The organism is Pseudomonas sp. ADPe, from assembly GCF_014843515.1.
GTDB classification, from domain to species: Bacteria; Pseudomonadota; Gammaproteobacteria; order Pseudomonadales; family Pseudomonadaceae; genus Pseudomonas; species Pseudomonas citronellolis.
Window position 1 is genome coordinate 4,534,181 of sequence record NZ_CP062122.1, and the last position, 15,073, is coordinate 4,549,253.

Below are 15,073 nucleotides of genomic sequence, written 5' to 3' on the forward strand. Positions count from 1 at the left end.
TGCCTGTGAACGCCACCTACCAACACATCACCGTACTGCTCGAGGAGGCCGTCGAAGCGCTGGCCCCAAGGGTGGGCGGCTGCTATGTGGACGGTACCTTCGGCAGGGGAGGGCACAGCCGGGCCTTGCTTGGCAGGCTGGACCCGGGCGGGCGGTTGCTCGGGTTCGACAAGGACCCCCAGGCGATAGCCACGGGTCAAGCACTGGCGGCCGAAGATGGCCGCTTCGTCGTTGTACAAAGGTCGTTCGCCGAGATGGGCGAAGAGCTGGCCGCGCGCGGCCTGACCGGCCAGGTCGACGGCGTTCTGCTGGACCTGGGCGTGTCCTCGCCGCAGCTGGACGACCCCGAGCGCGGCTTCAGCTTCCTCAACGACGGCCCGCTGGACATGCGCATGGACCCCAGCCGCGGCGTCAGCGCCGCCCAGTGGATCGCCAGCGCCGCCGAGGACGAGATCGCCCGGGTGTTCAAGGAGTACGGCGAGGAGCGTTTCGCCAAGCGCATGGCCCGCGCCATCGTGCAGCGCCGGGCGGAGAAACCCTTCGAGCGCACCGCCGACCTGGCCGCCGTGATCACCGAGGCCAACCCGGCCTGGGAAAAGGGCAAGAACCCGGCCACCCGGGCCTTCCAGGGCCTGCGTATCCACGTCAACAACGAACTGGGCGACCTCGAGCGTGGCCTGGACGCCGCCCTGGAGGCGCTGGCCGTGGGCGGCCGCCTGGTGGTGATCAGCTTCCACTCCCTGGAAGACCGCATCGTCAAGCAGTTCATGCGCAAGCACGCCAAGGGCGAGGCGGACAACCTGCCGCGCGACCTGCCGATCCGCGCCAAGGTCTTCGAACCGCGCCTGAAGCTGCTGGGCAAGCCGCAGTACGCTTCCGAGGCCGAGCTCAAGGCCAACCCGCGCTCGCGCAGCGCGGTGATGCGCGTGGCGGAGAAGCTGCGATGAGCCGCCTGTTCGCCAAGCGCCTGCCCACCGGCAGCTTCATCATGCTGCTGCTGTTCATCGGCGTGCTGCTGTCGGCGATTTCCGTGGCCTACAGCGCCTACTGGAACCGCCAGCTGCTGAACACCCTGTACACCGAGCTGAGCGTGCGCGACAAGGCGCAGGCCGAATACGGCCGGCTGGTCCTGGAGCAGAGCACCTGGACCGCCTACAACCGCATCGAGACCCTGGCCACCGGCCAACTGAAAATGCGCGTGCCGGACCCGGCGGAAATCATCATGGTGGCGCCATGAAGAACCTCAACGGCGCGCTCTACCCCTGGCGTTTCCGCGTCGCCGTCGGCCTGTTGCTGGCGATGGTGTCGGCCATCGTCTGGCGCATCGTCGACCTGCACGTGATCGACCATGACTTCCTCCAGGAGCAGGGCGACGCGCGCAGCGTGCGGCACATCTCCATTCCTGCCCACCGCGGGCAGATCACCGACCGCAACGGCGAGCCGCTGGCGGTGAGCACCCCGGTCGCCACCCTTTGGGCCAACCCCAAGGAACTGGTCCTCGAACGCGACAAGTGGCCGATCCTTGCCCACGCCCTGGGGATCAACCGCGATGCGCTGAGCGCACGGCTGGAGCAGATGGCCGACAAGGAATTCATCTACCTGGTCCGCGGGCTGACGCCCGAGCAGGGCGAGGCGGTGATGGCCGAGGTCAAGGCCAACAGGATTCCCGGCGTCTACTCCATCGAGGAGTTTCGTCGTTTCTACCCGGCCGGCGACGTCACCGCCCAGGTGGTCGGCTTCACCGACGTGGACGACCGCGGCCGCGAGGGCGTCGAGCTGTCCTACGACAGCTGGCTGGCCGGCGTGCCGGGCAAGCGCCAGGTGCTCAAGGACCGCCGCGGCCACCTGATCCGCGACCTGCAGGTCACGCGCAACGCCAAGGCCGGCAAGACCCTGGCGCTGTCCATCGACCTGCGCCTGCAGTACCTGGCCAACCGCGAGCTGCGCAACGCCATCGTCGAGAACGGCGCCAAGGCCGGCAGCCTGGTGATCCTCGACGTGAAGACCGGCGAGGTCCTGGCCATGGCCAACCAGCCGACCTACAACCCGAACAACCGCCGCGACATGCAGCCGGAGATGATGCGCAACCGCGCCATGATCGACGTCTTCGAGCCGGGTTCGACCATGAAGCCGTTCTCCATGAGCGCGGCCCTGGAAACCGGGCGCTGGAAGCCCAGCGACACCGTCGAGGTCTACCCCGGCACCCTGCAGATCGGCCGCTACACCATCCGCGACGTGTCGCGCACCGAAGGTCCGGTGCTGGACCTCACCGGCATCCTCATCCGCTCCAGTAACGTGGGCATGAGCAAGGTCGCCTTCGACATCGGCGGCGAAGCCATCTACCAGCTGATGCAGAAGGTCGGCCTCGGCCAGGACACCGGCCTTGGCTTCCCCGGCGAGCGCGTCGGCAACCTGCCCAACTACCGCGAGTGGCGCAAGGCCGAGACCGCGACCCTGTCCTACGGCTACGGCCTGTCGGTCACCGCCATCCAGCTGGCCCATGCCTACGCGGCCCTGGCCAACAACGGCCAGACGGTGCCGCTGACCATGGTCCGCGCCGACCGCCTGCCGACCGCCACCCAGGTGATCCCGGAGCCGGTCGCCAAGACCATGCAGGGCATGCTGCAGCAGGTGGTCGAGGCGCCGAACGGCGTCTACCGCGCCCAGGTCCCCGGCTATCACGTGGCCGGCAAGTCCGGTACCGCGCGCAAGACCCAGACCGGTGCCAAGGGCTACGCCGAGAATTCCTACCGCTCGCTGTTCGCCGGCTTCGGGCCGATGAGCAACCCGCGTTTCGTGGTCGTCGTGGTGATCGATGAACCCAGCAAGGCCGGCTACTTCGGTGGTCTGGTCTCGGCCCCGGTGTTCAGCAAGGTGATGTCCGGCACGCTGCGCTTGATGAACATTCCGCCAGACAACCTGCAGACGACCCCGCAGCAGCAAGCCGATGCTGCGCCCACGAAAGGAGGGCGTGGCTGATGCCGATGAGCCTTAACCAACTGCTGCCGCAGGCCGAAGCCGGCGTGCTGATCCGCGAGCTGACCCTGGACAGCCGCGCGGTCAAGCCGGGCGACCTGTTCCTGGCCATTCCCGGCGCCCAGCATGACGGCCGCGCGCATATCGCCGACGCCGTCGCCCGTGGCGCCGCCGCCATCGCCTACGAAGCCGAGGGCGCGTCCGTCGCGCCCATCGGCGATACGCCGCTGGTCGCCATCAAGGGCCTGGCCGCGCAGCTGTCGGCCATCGCCGGGCGCTTCTACGGCGAGCCCAGCCGCGGCATCGAGCTGATCGGCGTGACCGGCACCAACGGCAAGACCAGCGTCAGCCAGTTGCTGGCCCAGGCCCTGGACCTGCTCGGCCAGCGCTGCGGCATCGTCGGCACCCTCGGCAACGGTTTCCACGACGCCCTGGAAAGCGGCAAGCACACCACGCCCGACGCCCTGGCGCTGCAGGCCACCCTGGCGCGGCTGAAGCAGGCCGGCGCGCGCGCCGTGGCCATGGAAGTGTCCTCCCATGGCCTGGAGCAGGGCCGCGTGGCCGCCCTCGAATTCGACGTCGCGGTGTTCACCAACCTGTCCCGCGACCACCTCGACTACCACGGCACCATGGAAGCCTATGGCGCCGCCAAGGCCCGGCTGTTCGCCTGGCCGGGCCTGAAGTGCCGGGTGATCAACCTGGACGACGCCTTCGGCCGCCAACTGGCCGGCGAAGCCCATCCCTCGCGCCTGATGGGCTACAGCCTGGAAGACGCCAGCGCCTTCCTCTATTGCCGCGAGGCGCGCTTCAGCGACGCCGGCGTCGAGGCCCTGCTGGTCACGCCCAAGGGCGAAGGCGTGCTGCGCAGCTCGCTGCTCGGCCGCTTCAACCTGAGCAACCTGCTGGCGGTGGTCGGCGCGCTGCTCGGCCTGGACTACCCGCTGGGCGACATCCTCAAGCTGCTGCCGCAACTGCAAGGCCCGGTGGGCCGCGTGCAGCGCCTGGGCGGCGGCGACAAGCCGCTGGTGGTGGTGGACTACGCCCACACCCCCGATGCTCTGGAGAAAGTCCTGTTGGCGCTGCGCCCGCACGCCCACGGCAAGCTGCTGTGCCTGTTCGGCTGCGGCGGCGACCGCGACCGCGGCAAGCGCCCGATCATGGCCCAGGTGGCCGAGCAGCATGCCGACGGCGTGCTGGTGACCGACGACAACCCGCGTAGCGAAGACAGTGCGCGGATCATCGACGACATCCGCGCCGGTTTCGCCAGGCCCGAGGCCGTGCGCTTCGTGCCGGGCCGCGGCCAGGCCATCGCCGAGCTGATCGCTGGCGCCGGCGCCGACGACGTGGTGCTGCTGGCCGGCAAGGGCCATGAGGATTACCAGGAGATCGCCGGCGTCCGCCATCCGTTCTCCGATCTGCAAGAAGCCGCCAAGGCGCTGGCTGCCTGGGAGGTGAAGAAAGATGCTTAAGCCGCTGCTGCTCAGTGAAGTCGCCGCCGCCCTCGAGGGCCGCGTGCTCGGCGCCGACGTCGCCTTCGACGCGGTGAGCACCGACAGCCGCGCCATCGAGGCCGGCCAGTTGTTCGTTGCCCTCGCCGGGCCGCGCTTCGACGGCCATGACTACCTTGCCGAGGTCGCCGCCAAGGGCGCCGTCGCCGCCCTGGTGCAGCGCGAAGTGGCGGATGCGCCGCTGCCGCAACTGCTGGTGGCCGATACCCGCGAGGCCCTTGGCCGCCTGGGCGCGCTGAACCGCGCCGGCTTCACCGGCAAGGTGGCGGCGGTCACCGGCTCCAGCGGCAAGACCACGGTCAAGGAGATGCTCGCCAGCATCCTGCGTACCCAGGGCGAAGTCCTGGCCACCCGCGGCAACCTGAACAACGACCTGGGCGCGCCCCTGACCCTGCTGCAGATCGGCCCGCAGCACGCCAGCGCGGTGATCGAGCTGGGCGCCTCGCGTGTCGGCGAGATCGCCTACACCGTCGGCCTGACGCGCCCGCAGGTGGCCATCATCACCAACGCCGGCACCGCCCACGTCGGCGAGTTCGGCGGCCAGGACAAGATCGTCCAGGCCAAGGGCGAGATTCTCGAAGGGCTCGACGATACCGGCACCGCCGTGCTCAACCTCGACGACCGCGCCTTCGACACCTGGAAGAAGCGCAATGGCGAACGCCGCGTGCTGAGCTTCGCGCTGAACAAGACCAGCGCCGACTTCCACGCCCGCGACCTGCAGCGCGACGCCCGCGGCTGCGTCGGCTTCACCCTGCTGGGGCTGGCCGGCGAGGCGCGCATCCAGCTCAACCTGCTGGGCGAGCACAACGTCGCCAACGCCCTGGCCGCCGCCGCCGCCGCCCACGCCCTTGGCGTGCCGCTGGTCGGGATCGTCCAGGGCCTTGCGCAACTGCAGCCGGTCAAGGGCCGCGCGGTAGCCCAGCTGGCGACCAACGGCATGCGGGTGATCGACGACAGCTACAACGCCAACCCGGCGTCAATCTGCGCGGCCATTGATATACTCGCCGGCTTTTCCGGCCGGACCGTCCTGGTCCTCGGGGACATGGGCGAACTGGGCGCCTGGGCCGAGGCCGCGCACCGCGAGGTGGGCGCCTACGCTGCGGGCAAGGTCGGTGCGCTCTATGCCGTGGGGCCGCTGATGCGCAACGCCGTCGAGGCGTTCGGCGCGGCGGGCCGGCACTTCGCCGACCAGGCCAGCCTGATTCAGGCCCTGGCCGGCGAACCCTCCACCACCACCATTCTGATCAAGGGCTCGCGCAGCGCGGCGATGGACAAGGTCGTCGCGGCGCTGTGCGCGTCCCCCGAGGAGAAACATTAATGCTGCTGCTGCTCGCCGAGTACCTGCAACAGTTCTACAAGGGCTTCGGCGTCTTCCAGTACCTGACCCTGCGCGGCATCCTCAGCGTGCTGACCGCGCTCGCCCTGTCGCTGTGGCTGGGCCCGTGGATGATCCGCACCCTGCAGATCCGCCAGATCGGCCAGGCCGTGCGCAACGACGGGCCGCAGTCGCACCTGTCGAAGAAGGGCACCCCGACCATGGGCGGCGCCCTGATCCTCACCGCCATCGCCATCAGCACCCTGCTCTGGGCCGATTGGTCGAACCGTTACGTTTGGGTAGTGCTGGCCGTGACCCTGCTGTTCGGCGCCATCGGCTGGGTCGACGACTACCGCAAGGTGATCGAGAAGAACTCCCGCGGCCTGCCGAGCCGCTGGAAGTATTTCTGGCAGTCGGTGTTCGGCCTGGGCGCCGCGGTCTTCCTCTACCTGACCGCCGAGACGCCGGTCGAGACCACGCTGATCCTGCCGCTGCTGAAGAACATCGAGATTCCCCTGGGCATCTTCTTCGTGGTGCTGACCTACTTCGTCATCGTCGGCTCCAGCAACGCGGTGAACCTGACCGACGGCCTGGACGGCCTGGCGATCATGCCGACGGTGATGGTCGGCGGCGCCCTGGGCATCTTCTGCTACCTGTCGGGCAACGTGAAGTTCGCCGAATACCTGCTGATCCCCAACGTGCCGGGGGCCGGCGAACTGATCATCTTCTGCGCCGCCATCGTCGGCGCCGGGCTGGGCTTCCTGTGGTTCAACACCTACCCGGCGCAGGTCTTCATGGGCGACGTCGGCGCGCTGGCCCTGGGCGCCGCGCTGGGCACCATCGCGGTGATTGTCCGCCAGGAAATCGTGCTGTTCATCATGGGCGGGGTGTTCGTCATGGAAACCCTGTCGGTGGTCATCCAGGTCGCCAGCTTCAAGCTGACCGGGAAACGGGTGTTCCGCATGGCGCCCATCCACCACCACTTCGAACTCAAGGGCTGGCCGGAGCCGCGCGTGATCGTGCGCTTCTGGATCATCACGGTGATTCTCGTGCTGATCGGCCTGGCCACGTTGAAACTGCGTTGAGGGCAGAGCGAGCATGAGCCTGATCGCTTCGGACAATTTCCGCATCGTTGTCGGCCTCGGCAAGAGCGGCATGTCGCTGGTGCGCTTCCTGGCGCGCCAGGGCGTGCCTTTCGCCGTGGCCGACACCCGCGAGAATCCGCCGGAGCTGGCCACCCTGCGCGCCCAGTACCCGCAGGTGGAAGTCCGCTGCGGCGAGCTGGACGCCGGCTTCCTCTGCCGCGCCAGCGAGCTGTACGTCAGCCCCGGCCTGTCGCTGCGCACGCCGGCGCTGGTCGAGGCCGCCGCCCGTGGCGTGCGCCTGTCCGGCGACATCGACCTGTTCGCCCGCCATGCCAAGGCGCCGATCGTCGCCATCACCGGTTCCAACGCCAAGAGCACCGTGACCACCCTGGTCGGCGAGATGGCCGTGGCGGCCGGCAAGCGCGTGGCCGTGGGCGGCAACCTGGGCACCCCGGCCCTGGACCTGCTGGCCGACGACGTCGAGCTGTACGTGCTGGAGCTGTCCAGCTTCCAGCTGGAGACCTGCGAGCGCCTGGGCGCCGAGGTCGCCACCTGCCTGAACGTCAGCGAAGACCACATGGACCGCTACGACGGCATGGCCGACTACCACCTGGCCAAGCACCGCATCTTCCGCGGCGCGCGCCAGGTCGTGGTGAACCGCGCCGACGCCCTGAGCCGGCCGCTGATCGCCGACTCGGTGCCGTGCTGGACCTTCGGCACCAACAAGCCCGACTTCAAGGCCTTCGGCCTGGTGGAAGAGGGTGGCGAGAAGTACCTGGCCTTCCAGTTCGAGGCGCTGATGCCGGTGCGCGAGCTGAAGATCCGCGGCGCCCACAACCAATCCAACGCTCTGGCCGCCCTGGCCCTGGGCCACGCCGTAGGCCTGCCGTTCGAGCCCATGCTGCGGACCCTGCGTGAATTCGCCGGCCTGGCCCACCGTTGCCAGTGGGTCGGCGAGCGCGCCGGGGTGAGTTTCTATGACGACTCCAAGGCCACCAACGTCGGCGCCGCGCTGGCCGCCATCGAAGGCCTGGGCGCCGACATCGACGGCAAGCTGGTGCTGCTCGCCGGCGGCGACGGCAAGGGCGCGGACTTCAGCGCCCTGCGCGAGCCGGTGGCGAAGTTCTGCCGCGCCGTGGTGCTGCTCGGCCGTGATGCCGAGCTGGTCGGCGCCGCGTTGAGCGACGAGACGCCGAAGGTGCGCGTGCAGACCCTGGACGAAGCCGTGCGCAAGGCCGCCGAGCTGGCCAAGCCGGGCGATGCCGTGCTGCTGTCGCCGGCCTGCGCCAGCCTGGACATGTTCAAGAACTTCGAAGAGCGCGGCCGCCTGTTCGCCAGGGCCGTGGAGGAGATCGCCTGATGTTCTCCTTCCTGCGTCCGTACCCGTCCCCGCTGATCAGCCGCAACGGCATCGATCTGGACTTCCCGCTGCTCGCCGGTTGCCTGGCGCTGCTCGGCCTGGGTCTGGTGATGGTGACCTCGGCGTCCTCGGAAGTGGCGGCGGCGCAGTCGGGCAACCCGCTGTACTTCTCGGTGCGCCACCTGATCTACCTGGCCATCGGCTTCGTCGCCTGCGGCGTGACCATGCTGACGCCGATGGAGACCTGGCAGCGCCACAGCTGGAAGCTGCTGGGCGTGGCCTTCCTGCTGCTGGTGGCGGTGATCACCCCCGGCGTCGGCCGCGAGGTCAACGGCTCCATGCGCTGGATCGGCTTCGGCCTGTTCAACATCCAGCCCTCGGAGATCGCCAAGGTCTTCGTGGTGGTGTTCATGGCCGGCTACCTGGTGCGCCGCCAGCACGAGGTGCGCGAGAGCTGGATCGGTTTCTTCAAGCCCTTCGCCGTGCTGCTGCCGTTCGCCGGCCTGCTGCTGCGCGAGCCGGACTTCGGCGCCACCGTGGTGATGATGGGCGCCGCGGCGGCCATGCTGTTCCTCGGCGGCGTCGGCCTGTTCCGCTTCGGCCTGATGGTGGCCCTGGCGGTGGGCGCGGTGGCCCTGCTGATCTGGACGCAACCCTACCGGATGGCGCGCCTGACCAACTTCAGCGACCCCTGGGCCGACCAGTTCGGCGCCGGCTACCAGCTCAGCCAGGCGCTGATCGCCTTCGGCCGCGGCGGCTGGCTGGGCATGGGCCTGGGCAACAGCATCCAGAAGCAGTTCTACCTGCCCGAGGCGCACACCGACTTCGTGTTCGCCGTGCTGGCCGAGGAGCTGGGCATCGTCGGCGCCCTGGCCACCGTCGGCCTGTTCGTCTTCGTCGGCCTGCGCGCGCTCTACATCGGCATCTGGGCCGAGCAGGCCAAGCAGTACTTCTCCGCCTACGTGGCCTACGGCCTGGCGTTCCTGTGGATCGGCCAGTTCCTGATCAACGTCGGGGTGAACGTCGGCCTGCTGCCGACCAAGGGCCTGACCCTGCCGTTCCTCAGCTACGGCGGTTCCTCGCTGGTCATCTGCTGCGGCTGCCTGGGCATGCTGCTGCGCATCGAATGGGAGCGGCGCACCGCGGTGGGCAGCGAAGAGTACGAATTCACCGAGGAGGACTTCGCCGATGAAAGGTAACGTCCTCATCATGGCCGGCGGCACCGGCGGCCACGTGTTCCCGGCCCTGGCCTGCGCCCGCGAGTTCCAGGCCCGCGGCTATGCCGTGCACTGGCTCGGCACCCCGCGCGGCATCGAGAACGACCTGGTGCCCAAGGCCGGCCTGCCGCTGCACCTGATCAACGTCAGCGGCCTGCGCGGCAAGGGCCGCCTGGCCCTGCTGCGCGCGCCCTTCGACCTGCTCAAGTCGCTGTTCCAGGCCCTGGGCGTGGTGCGCAAGCTCAAGCCGGTGTGCGTGCTCGGCCTGGGCGGCTACGTCACCGGTCCCGGCGGCGTGGCGGCGAAGCTGAGCGGCGCGCCGCTGGTGATCCACGAACAGAACGCCGTCGCCGGCACCGCCAACCGTGGCCTGGCGCCGCTGGCCAAGCGCGTCTGCGAGGCCTTCCCGGACACCTTCCCGGCCAGCGCCAAGCGCCTGACCACCGGCAACCCGGTGCGCGCCGAGCTGTTCCTCGAGGCCGATGCCCGCGCCGAGCTGGCCGGCCGCAAGGTCAACCTGCTGGTGCTGGGCGGCAGCCTGGGCGCCGAGCCGCTGAACAAACTGCTGCCCGAGGCGCTGCGGCTGATCCCCGCCGAGCAGCGCCCGGCCATTCGCCACCAGGCCGGTCGTCAGCATGCCGAAGTCACCGCGGAGCGTTACGCCCAGGCCGGTGTCCAAGCCGACGTTGCTGCGTTCATCGGCGACATGGCCGCGGCCTACGCCTGGGCCGACCTGGTGATCTGCCGCGCCGGCGCCCTGACCGTCAGCGAGCTGACCGCCGCCGGCCTGCCGTCCTTCCTGGTGCCGCTGCCCCACGCGATCGACGACCACCAGACCCGCAATGCCGAATTCCTGGTACGGGAGGGCGCCGCCCGCCTGCTGCCGCAAAAGTCTACCGGCGCCGCCGACCTGGCCGCGCAGCTGTCCGAGGTATCGATGCATCCCGAATCCCTGAAGCAGATGGCCGCCAGCGCCCGGCGCCTGGCCATGCCCGAGGCTACCCGCACGGTAGTCGATGCCTGCCTGGAGGTGGCCCGTGGTTAAGGAACCCAACGGCATCACCCGCACCATGCGGCGCATCCGCCGCATCCACTTCGTCGGCATCGGCGGCGCGGGCATGTGCGGTATCGCCGAAGTGCTGCTGAACCTCGGCTACGAAGTGTCCGGTTCCGACCTCAAGGCTTCGGCTGTGACCGAGCGCCTGGAGAAGTTCGGCGCCCAGGTATTCATCGGCCACCGCGCGGAAAACGCCGACGGCGCCGACGTGCTGGTGGTTTCCAGCGCGGTGAACAAGGCCAACCCGGAAGTCGCCGCCGCCCTGGAGCGCCGCGTGCCGGTGGTGCCGCGCGCGGAAATGCTCGCCGAGCTGATGCGCTACCGCCACGGCATCGCCGTTGCCGGCACCCACGGCAAGACCACCACCACCAGCCTGATCGCCTCGGTGTTCGCTGCCGGTGGGCTGGACCCGACCTTCGTCATCGGCGGCCGCCTGAACGCCGCCGGCACCAACGCGCAGCTGGGCACCAGCCGTTACCTGGTGGCCGAGGCCGACGAGAGCGACGCCAGCTTCCTGCACCTGCAGCCGATGGTCGCCGTGGTCACCAACATCGACGCCGACCACATGGCCACCTACGGCGGCGACTTCAACAAGCTGAAGAAGACCTTCGTCGACTTCCTGCACAACCTGCCGTTCTACGGCCTGGCGGTGATGTGCGTGGATGACCCGGTGGTCCGCGAAATCCTCCCGCAGGTGGCGCGCCCGACCGTCACCTACGGCCTGAGCGAGGATGCCGACGTCCGCGCCATCAACATCCGCCAGGAAGGCATGCGCACCTGGTTCACCGTGCTGCGCCCGGAGCGCGAGCCGCTGGACGTCTCGGTGAACATGCCCGGCCTGCACAACGTGCTGAACTCCCTGGCGACCATCGTCATCGCCACCGACGAAGGCATCTCCGACGAAGCCATCGTCCAGGGCCTGTCCGGCTTCCAGGGCGTGGGCCGGCGCTTCCAGGTCTACGGCGAACTGCAGGTCGACGGCGGCAGCGTGATGCTGGTCGACGACTACGGCCACCACCCGCGCGAAGTCGCGGCGGTGATCAAGGCCGTGCGCGGCGGCTGGCCGGAACGGCGCCTGGTGATGGTCTACCAGCCGCACCGCTACACCCGTACCCGCGACCTCTACGAAGACTTCGTGCAGGTGCTCGGCGAAGCCAACGTGCTGCTGCTGATGGAGGTCTACCCGGCCGGCGAGGAGCCGATCCCCGGCGCCGACAGCCGCCAGCTGTGCCACAGCATCCGCCAGCGCGGCCAGCTCGACCCGATCTACCTGGAGCGCGACGGCGACCTCGCCGCGCTGCTCAAGCCGCTGCTGCGCGCCGGCGACATCCTGCTCTGCCAGGGCGCCGGCGACATCGGCGGCCTGGCCCCGGCGCTGATCAAGAACCCGATGTTCGGCGGCGACGCCCCGAGGAAGGCGTGATGAACGACGCACTCAAATCCACCCTCGAGCCCCGCGCCTTCGGCCGCGTCGCCGTGCTCTACGGCGGCAAGAGCGCCGAGCGCGAGGTGTCGCTGAAATCCGGCGGCATGGTCCTCAAGGCCCTGCAGGACGCCGGGGTGGACGCCTTCGGCATCGACGTGGGCGACGACCTGCTGCAGCGCCTGCTGAGCGAAAAGATCGACCGCGCCTTCATCATCCTCCACGGCCGTGGCGGCGAGGACGGCAGCATGCAGGGCCTGCTGGAAGTCGCCGGCATCCCCTACACCGGCAGCGGCGTGCTGGCTTCGGCGCTGGCCATGGACAAGCTGCGCACCAAGCGCGTGTGGCTGAGCCTGGGCCTGCCGACGCCGGCCTATGCCGTGCTGGCCAGCGAGGACGACTGCCGCCGTGCTGCGGCGGAACTGGGCTTCCCGCTGATCGTCAAGCCGGCCCATGAAGGCTCCAGCATCGGCATGGCCAAGGTCGACGGCGTGGACGCGCTGATCGCCGCCTGGCGCAGCGCCGCCGAATACGACTCGCAAGTGCTGGTCGAGCAGTGGATCAGCGGCCCCGAGTTCACCGTGGCCACCCTGCGCGGCCAGGTGCTGCCGGCCATCGGCCTGGGCACCCCGCACAGCTTCTACGACTACGACGCCAAGTACCTGGCCAGCGACACCCAGTACCGCATCCCCTGCGGCCTGAGCCCCGAGAAGGAGCGCGAGCTGCAGGACCTGTGCGCCCGCGCCTGCGAGGCCCTGGGCATCCAGGGCTGGGGGCGGACCGACGTGATGCAGGACGCCGAGGGGCGTTTCTGGCTGCTCGAAGTCAACACCGCACCGGGCATGACCGACCACAGCCTGGTGCCCATGGCCGCGCGCGCGGCCGGCCTGGATTTCCAGCAACTGGTGCTGGCGATCCTCGCCGACAGCGTCGAGGCAAGGGGGTAAGACCATGAACGGCGCGATGCTCCGCCACTCGCAACCCGGTATCGGCCGCGTGCCCGCACGCAAGCCGGTGCCGCGCGGCGCCAGCCGCCTGGTGGCGAAGGAGCCGATCAGCGCTCGCCTGCCCAGGCCCAGCTTCGGCTTCCTGCGCATGCTGATGTGGCCGGTGCTGCTGGCCGTGCTGGGCTTCGGCGCCTACCAGGGCGCGCAGTACGTGCTGCCCTACGCCGACCGCCCGATCGCCAAGATCAGCGTCGAGGGCGACCTCAGCTACATCAGCCAGCAGGCGGTGCAGCAGCGCATCGCGCCGTTCGTCTCGGCCAGCTTCTTCAGCATCGACCTGGCCGGCATGCGCCAGGAACTGGAGCAGATGCCCTGGATCGCCCACGCCGAAGTCCGCCGCGTCTGGCCGGACCAGGTGGTGATCCACCTGGAGGAACAACTGCCGGTGGCCCGCTGGGGCGACGAGGCGCTGCTGAACAACCAGGGCCAGGCCTTCGCGCCCCACGAGGTGTCGCACTACGAACACCTGCCGCGCCTGTCCGGCCCGCAGTTCGCCCAGCAGAAGGTGATGCAGCAGTACCAGATCCTCAGCCAGCTGCTGCGGCCCCTGGGCTTCACCATCGCCAGCCTGGAGATGAGCTCGCGCGGCGCCTGGACTCTGGACACCGCCCAGGGCGTGCAGATCGTCCTGGGCCGCGACCACACGGTCGAACAGATCCGCCGTTTCGTGACCATCTACGAAAAGGCCCTGAAAGAACAGATATCGAAGATTGCGCGCATCGACATGCGCTACCCCAACGGCCTGGCCGTGGCGTGGCGCGACCCGCTGCCGCAGACGGACGTGGCCCAGGCCGCGCCCGCGCAGTGATTTGAGGAGACAGCAATAAACATGGCAAGCGTGCAGAGCGGCAAGATGGTCGTCGGCCTGGACATCGGCACCTCCAAGGTGGTGGCGCTGGTGGGCGAGGTAGCGGCCGATGGCAAGCTGGAGATCGTCGGCATCGGCACCCATCCGTCGCGCGGCCTGAAGAAGGGCGTGGTGGTGAACATCGAGTCCACCGTGCAGTCCATCCAGCGCGCCATCGACGAGGCGCAGCAGATGGCCGGCTGCCGGATCCACTCGGCCTTCGTCGGCATCGCCGGCAACCACATCCGCAGCCTGAATTCCCACGGCATCGTGGCGATCCGCGACCGCGAGGTGAGCCCGGCCGACATCGACCGCGTGCTCGACGCCGCCCAGGCCGTGGCGATCCCGGCCGACCAGCGGGTGCTGCACACCCTGGCGCAGGACTACGTGATCGACAACCAGGAAGGCGTGCGCGAGCCGCTGGGCATGTCCGGCGTGCGCCTGGAAGCCAAGGTGCACGTGGTGACCTGCGCGGTGAACGCCGCGCAGAACATCGAGAAATGCGTGCGCCGCTGCGGCCTGGAAGTCGACGACATCATCCTCGAGCAACTGGCCTCGGCCTACTCGGTGATCACCGAGGACGAGAAGGAACTGGGCGTGTGCCTGGTGGACATCGGCGGCGGCACCACCGACATCGCCATCTTCACCGAGGGCGCCATCCGCCATACGGCGGTGATCCCGATCGCCGGCGACCAGGTCACCAACGACATCGCCATGGCCCTGCGCACGCCCACGCAGTACGCCGAGGAAATCAAGATCCGCTACGCCTGCGCACTGGCCAAGCTGGCCGGCGCGGGCGAAACCATCAAGGTGCCCAGCGTCGGCGACCGGCCGCCGCGGGAGCTGTCGCGCCAGGCCCTGGCCGAGGTGGTGGAGCCGCGTTACGACGAGCTCTTCACCCTGGTCCAGGCCGAGCTGCGCCGCAGCGGCTACGAAGACCTGATCCCGGCCGGGATCGTCCTGACCGGCGGCACCTCCAAGATGGAAGGCGCCGTGGAGCTGGCCGAAGAGATCTTCCACATGCCGGTGCGCCTGGGCGTGCCGCATGGCGTCAAGGGGCTGACCGACGTCGTGCGCAATCCTATCTATTCCACTGGCGTGGGCCTGCTCATGTATGGCCTGCAGAAGCAATCCGACGGCATCTCCATGTCCGGCGGCAGCTTCAGCGATGAACCCAAGACACCTGTTCTGGAACGGCTCAAACGCTGGGTCCAGGGCAATTTCTGATTTACCGGCGCGGTAAAACGTAGGCGACACAACTAGAAAGGAAGGAGAGGG

Annotated in this window: 13 protein-coding genes; all 13 read left to right on the forward strand. The window is 69.1% G+C overall.

Features of this window, described 5'->3' with window-relative positions; translation table 11 throughout:
* Positions 1 to 5 precede the first annotated feature (5 nt).
* From rsmH to ftsA, 13 genes are read left to right on the forward strand one after another with little or no spacing between them, the layout of a single operon-like run.
* Complete coding sequence (rsmH, locus tag IG194_RS20630; protein WP_058489721.1) at positions 6 to 947, forward strand: 16S rRNA (cytosine(1402)-N(4))-methyltransferase RsmH; 942 nt, start codon at positions 6 to 8, stop codon at positions 945 to 947.
* Positions 944 to 1,237 carry a cell division protein FtsL gene (gene ftsL / locus IG194_RS20635; protein ID WP_009617905.1) on the forward strand — a complete coding sequence of 98 codons (294 nt, stop codon included), beginning with the start codon at positions 944 to 946 and terminating at the stop codon, positions 1,235 to 1,237. The genes rsmH and ftsL overlap by 4 nt, the downstream gene beginning before the upstream one ends.
* Complete coding sequence (locus tag IG194_RS20640; protein WP_043272370.1) at positions 1,234 to 2,979, forward strand: peptidoglycan D,D-transpeptidase FtsI family protein; 1,746 nt, start codon at positions 1,234 to 1,236, stop codon at positions 2,977 to 2,979. The genes ftsL and IG194_RS20640 overlap by 4 nt, the downstream gene beginning before the upstream one ends.
* Positions 2,979 to 4,445 carry a UDP-N-acetylmuramoyl-L-alanyl-D-glutamate--2,6-diaminopimelate ligase gene (locus IG194_RS20645; RefSeq protein WP_058488614.1) on the forward strand — a complete coding sequence of 489 codons (1,467 nt, stop codon included), beginning with the start codon at positions 2,979 to 2,981 and terminating at the stop codon, positions 4,443 to 4,445. Before IG194_RS20640 ends, IG194_RS20645 begins: the two co-directional genes overlap by 1 nt.
* Positions 4,438 to 5,802 (forward strand): UDP-N-acetylmuramoyl-tripeptide--D-alanyl-D-alanine ligase, encoded by a 1,365-nt coding sequence (locus tag IG194_RS20650; protein WP_043272372.1) that lies wholly within the window; start codon positions 4,438 to 4,440, stop codon positions 5,800 to 5,802. The genes IG194_RS20645 and IG194_RS20650 overlap by 8 nt, the downstream gene beginning before the upstream one ends.
* On the forward strand, positions 5,802 to 6,884 hold the full coding sequence (mraY, locus tag IG194_RS20655; protein ID WP_009617910.1) for a phospho-N-acetylmuramoyl-pentapeptide-transferase: 1,083 nt from the start codon (positions 5,802 to 5,804) through the stop codon (positions 6,882 to 6,884). Before IG194_RS20650 ends, mraY begins: the two co-directional genes overlap by 1 nt.
* A gap of 13 nt (positions 6,885 to 6,897) precedes the next feature.
* Positions 6,898 to 8,244: a UDP-N-acetylmuramoyl-L-alanine--D-glutamate ligase gene (gene murD / locus IG194_RS20660; protein WP_058488615.1), complete on the forward strand. Its 1,347-nt coding sequence runs from the start codon at positions 6,898 to 6,900 to the stop codon at positions 8,242 to 8,244.
* A complete protein-coding gene (gene ftsW, locus IG194_RS20665) occupies positions 8,244 to 9,443 on the forward strand; it encodes a putative lipid II flippase FtsW (RefSeq protein WP_043272374.1) in 1,200 nt (399 codons plus the stop codon). Before murD ends, ftsW begins: the two co-directional genes overlap by 1 nt.
* A complete protein-coding gene (gene murG / locus IG194_RS20670) occupies positions 9,433 to 10,506 on the forward strand; it encodes an undecaprenyldiphospho-muramoylpentapeptide beta-N-acetylglucosaminyltransferase (RefSeq protein WP_043315201.1) in 1,074 nt (357 codons plus the stop codon). Before ftsW ends, murG begins: the two co-directional genes overlap by 11 nt.
* Complete coding sequence (murC, locus tag IG194_RS20675) at positions 10,499 to 11,941, forward strand: UDP-N-acetylmuramate--L-alanine ligase (protein ID WP_009617917.1); 1,443 nt, start codon at positions 10,499 to 10,501, stop codon at positions 11,939 to 11,941. The genes murG and murC overlap by 8 nt, the downstream gene beginning before the upstream one ends.
* Positions 11,941 to 12,888, forward strand: a complete 948-nt coding sequence (locus tag IG194_RS20680) for a D-alanine--D-alanine ligase (protein ID WP_009617919.1) — start codon at positions 11,941 to 11,943, stop codon at positions 12,886 to 12,888. The genes murC and IG194_RS20680 overlap by 1 nt, the downstream gene beginning before the upstream one ends.
* Before the next feature lie 4 nt (positions 12,889 to 12,892).
* On the forward strand, positions 12,893 to 13,756 hold the full coding sequence (locus tag IG194_RS20685) for a cell division protein FtsQ/DivIB (protein ID WP_043272377.1): 864 nt from the start codon (positions 12,893 to 12,895) through the stop codon (positions 13,754 to 13,756).
* Between the two features lie 21 nt (positions 13,757 to 13,777).
* The gene (gene ftsA / locus IG194_RS20690; protein WP_009617923.1) at positions 13,778 to 15,022 is read left to right on the forward strand and encodes a cell division protein FtsA; all 1,245 of its coding nucleotides are present in this window, start codon (positions 13,778 to 13,780) and stop codon (positions 15,020 to 15,022) included.
* The last annotated feature ends 51 nt before the right edge of the window (positions 15,023 to 15,073 follow it).

Bases quoted from the DNA above. Each gene is read 5' to 3' on its own strand.
- IG194_RS20640 (WP_043272370.1), top strand. From the start codon at position 1,234: ATGAAGAACCTCAACGGCGCGCTCTACCCCTGGCGTTTCCGCGTCGCC.
- ftsL (WP_009617905.1), top strand. From the start codon at position 944: ATGAGCCGCCTGTTCGCCAAGCGCCTGCCCACCGGCAGCTTCATCATG.
- IG194_RS20680 (WP_009617919.1), top strand. From the start codon at position 11,941: ATGAACGACGCACTCAAATCCACCCTCGAGCCCCGCGCCTTCGGCCGC.
- IG194_RS20645 (WP_058488614.1), top strand. From the start codon at position 2,979: ATGCCGATGAGCCTTAACCAACTGCTGCCGCAGGCCGAAGCCGGCGTG.
- murD (WP_058488615.1), top strand. From the start codon at position 6,898: ATGAGCCTGATCGCTTCGGACAATTTCCGCATCGTTGTCGGCCTCGGC.
- ftsW (WP_043272374.1), top strand. From the start codon at position 8,244: ATGTTCTCCTTCCTGCGTCCGTACCCGTCCCCGCTGATCAGCCGCAAC.
- ftsA (WP_009617923.1), top strand. From the start codon at position 13,778: ATGGCAAGCGTGCAGAGCGGCAAGATGGTCGTCGGCCTGGACATCGGC.
- IG194_RS20685 (WP_043272377.1), top strand. From the start codon at position 12,893: ATGAACGGCGCGATGCTCCGCCACTCGCAACCCGGTATCGGCCGCGTG.
- IG194_RS20650 (WP_043272372.1), top strand. From the start codon at position 4,438: ATGCTTAAGCCGCTGCTGCTCAGTGAAGTCGCCGCCGCCCTCGAGGGC.
- murG (WP_043315201.1), top strand. From the start codon at position 9,433: ATGAAAGGTAACGTCCTCATCATGGCCGGCGGCACCGGCGGCCACGTG.
- mraY (WP_009617910.1), top strand. From the start codon at position 5,802: ATGCTGCTGCTGCTCGCCGAGTACCTGCAACAGTTCTACAAGGGCTTC.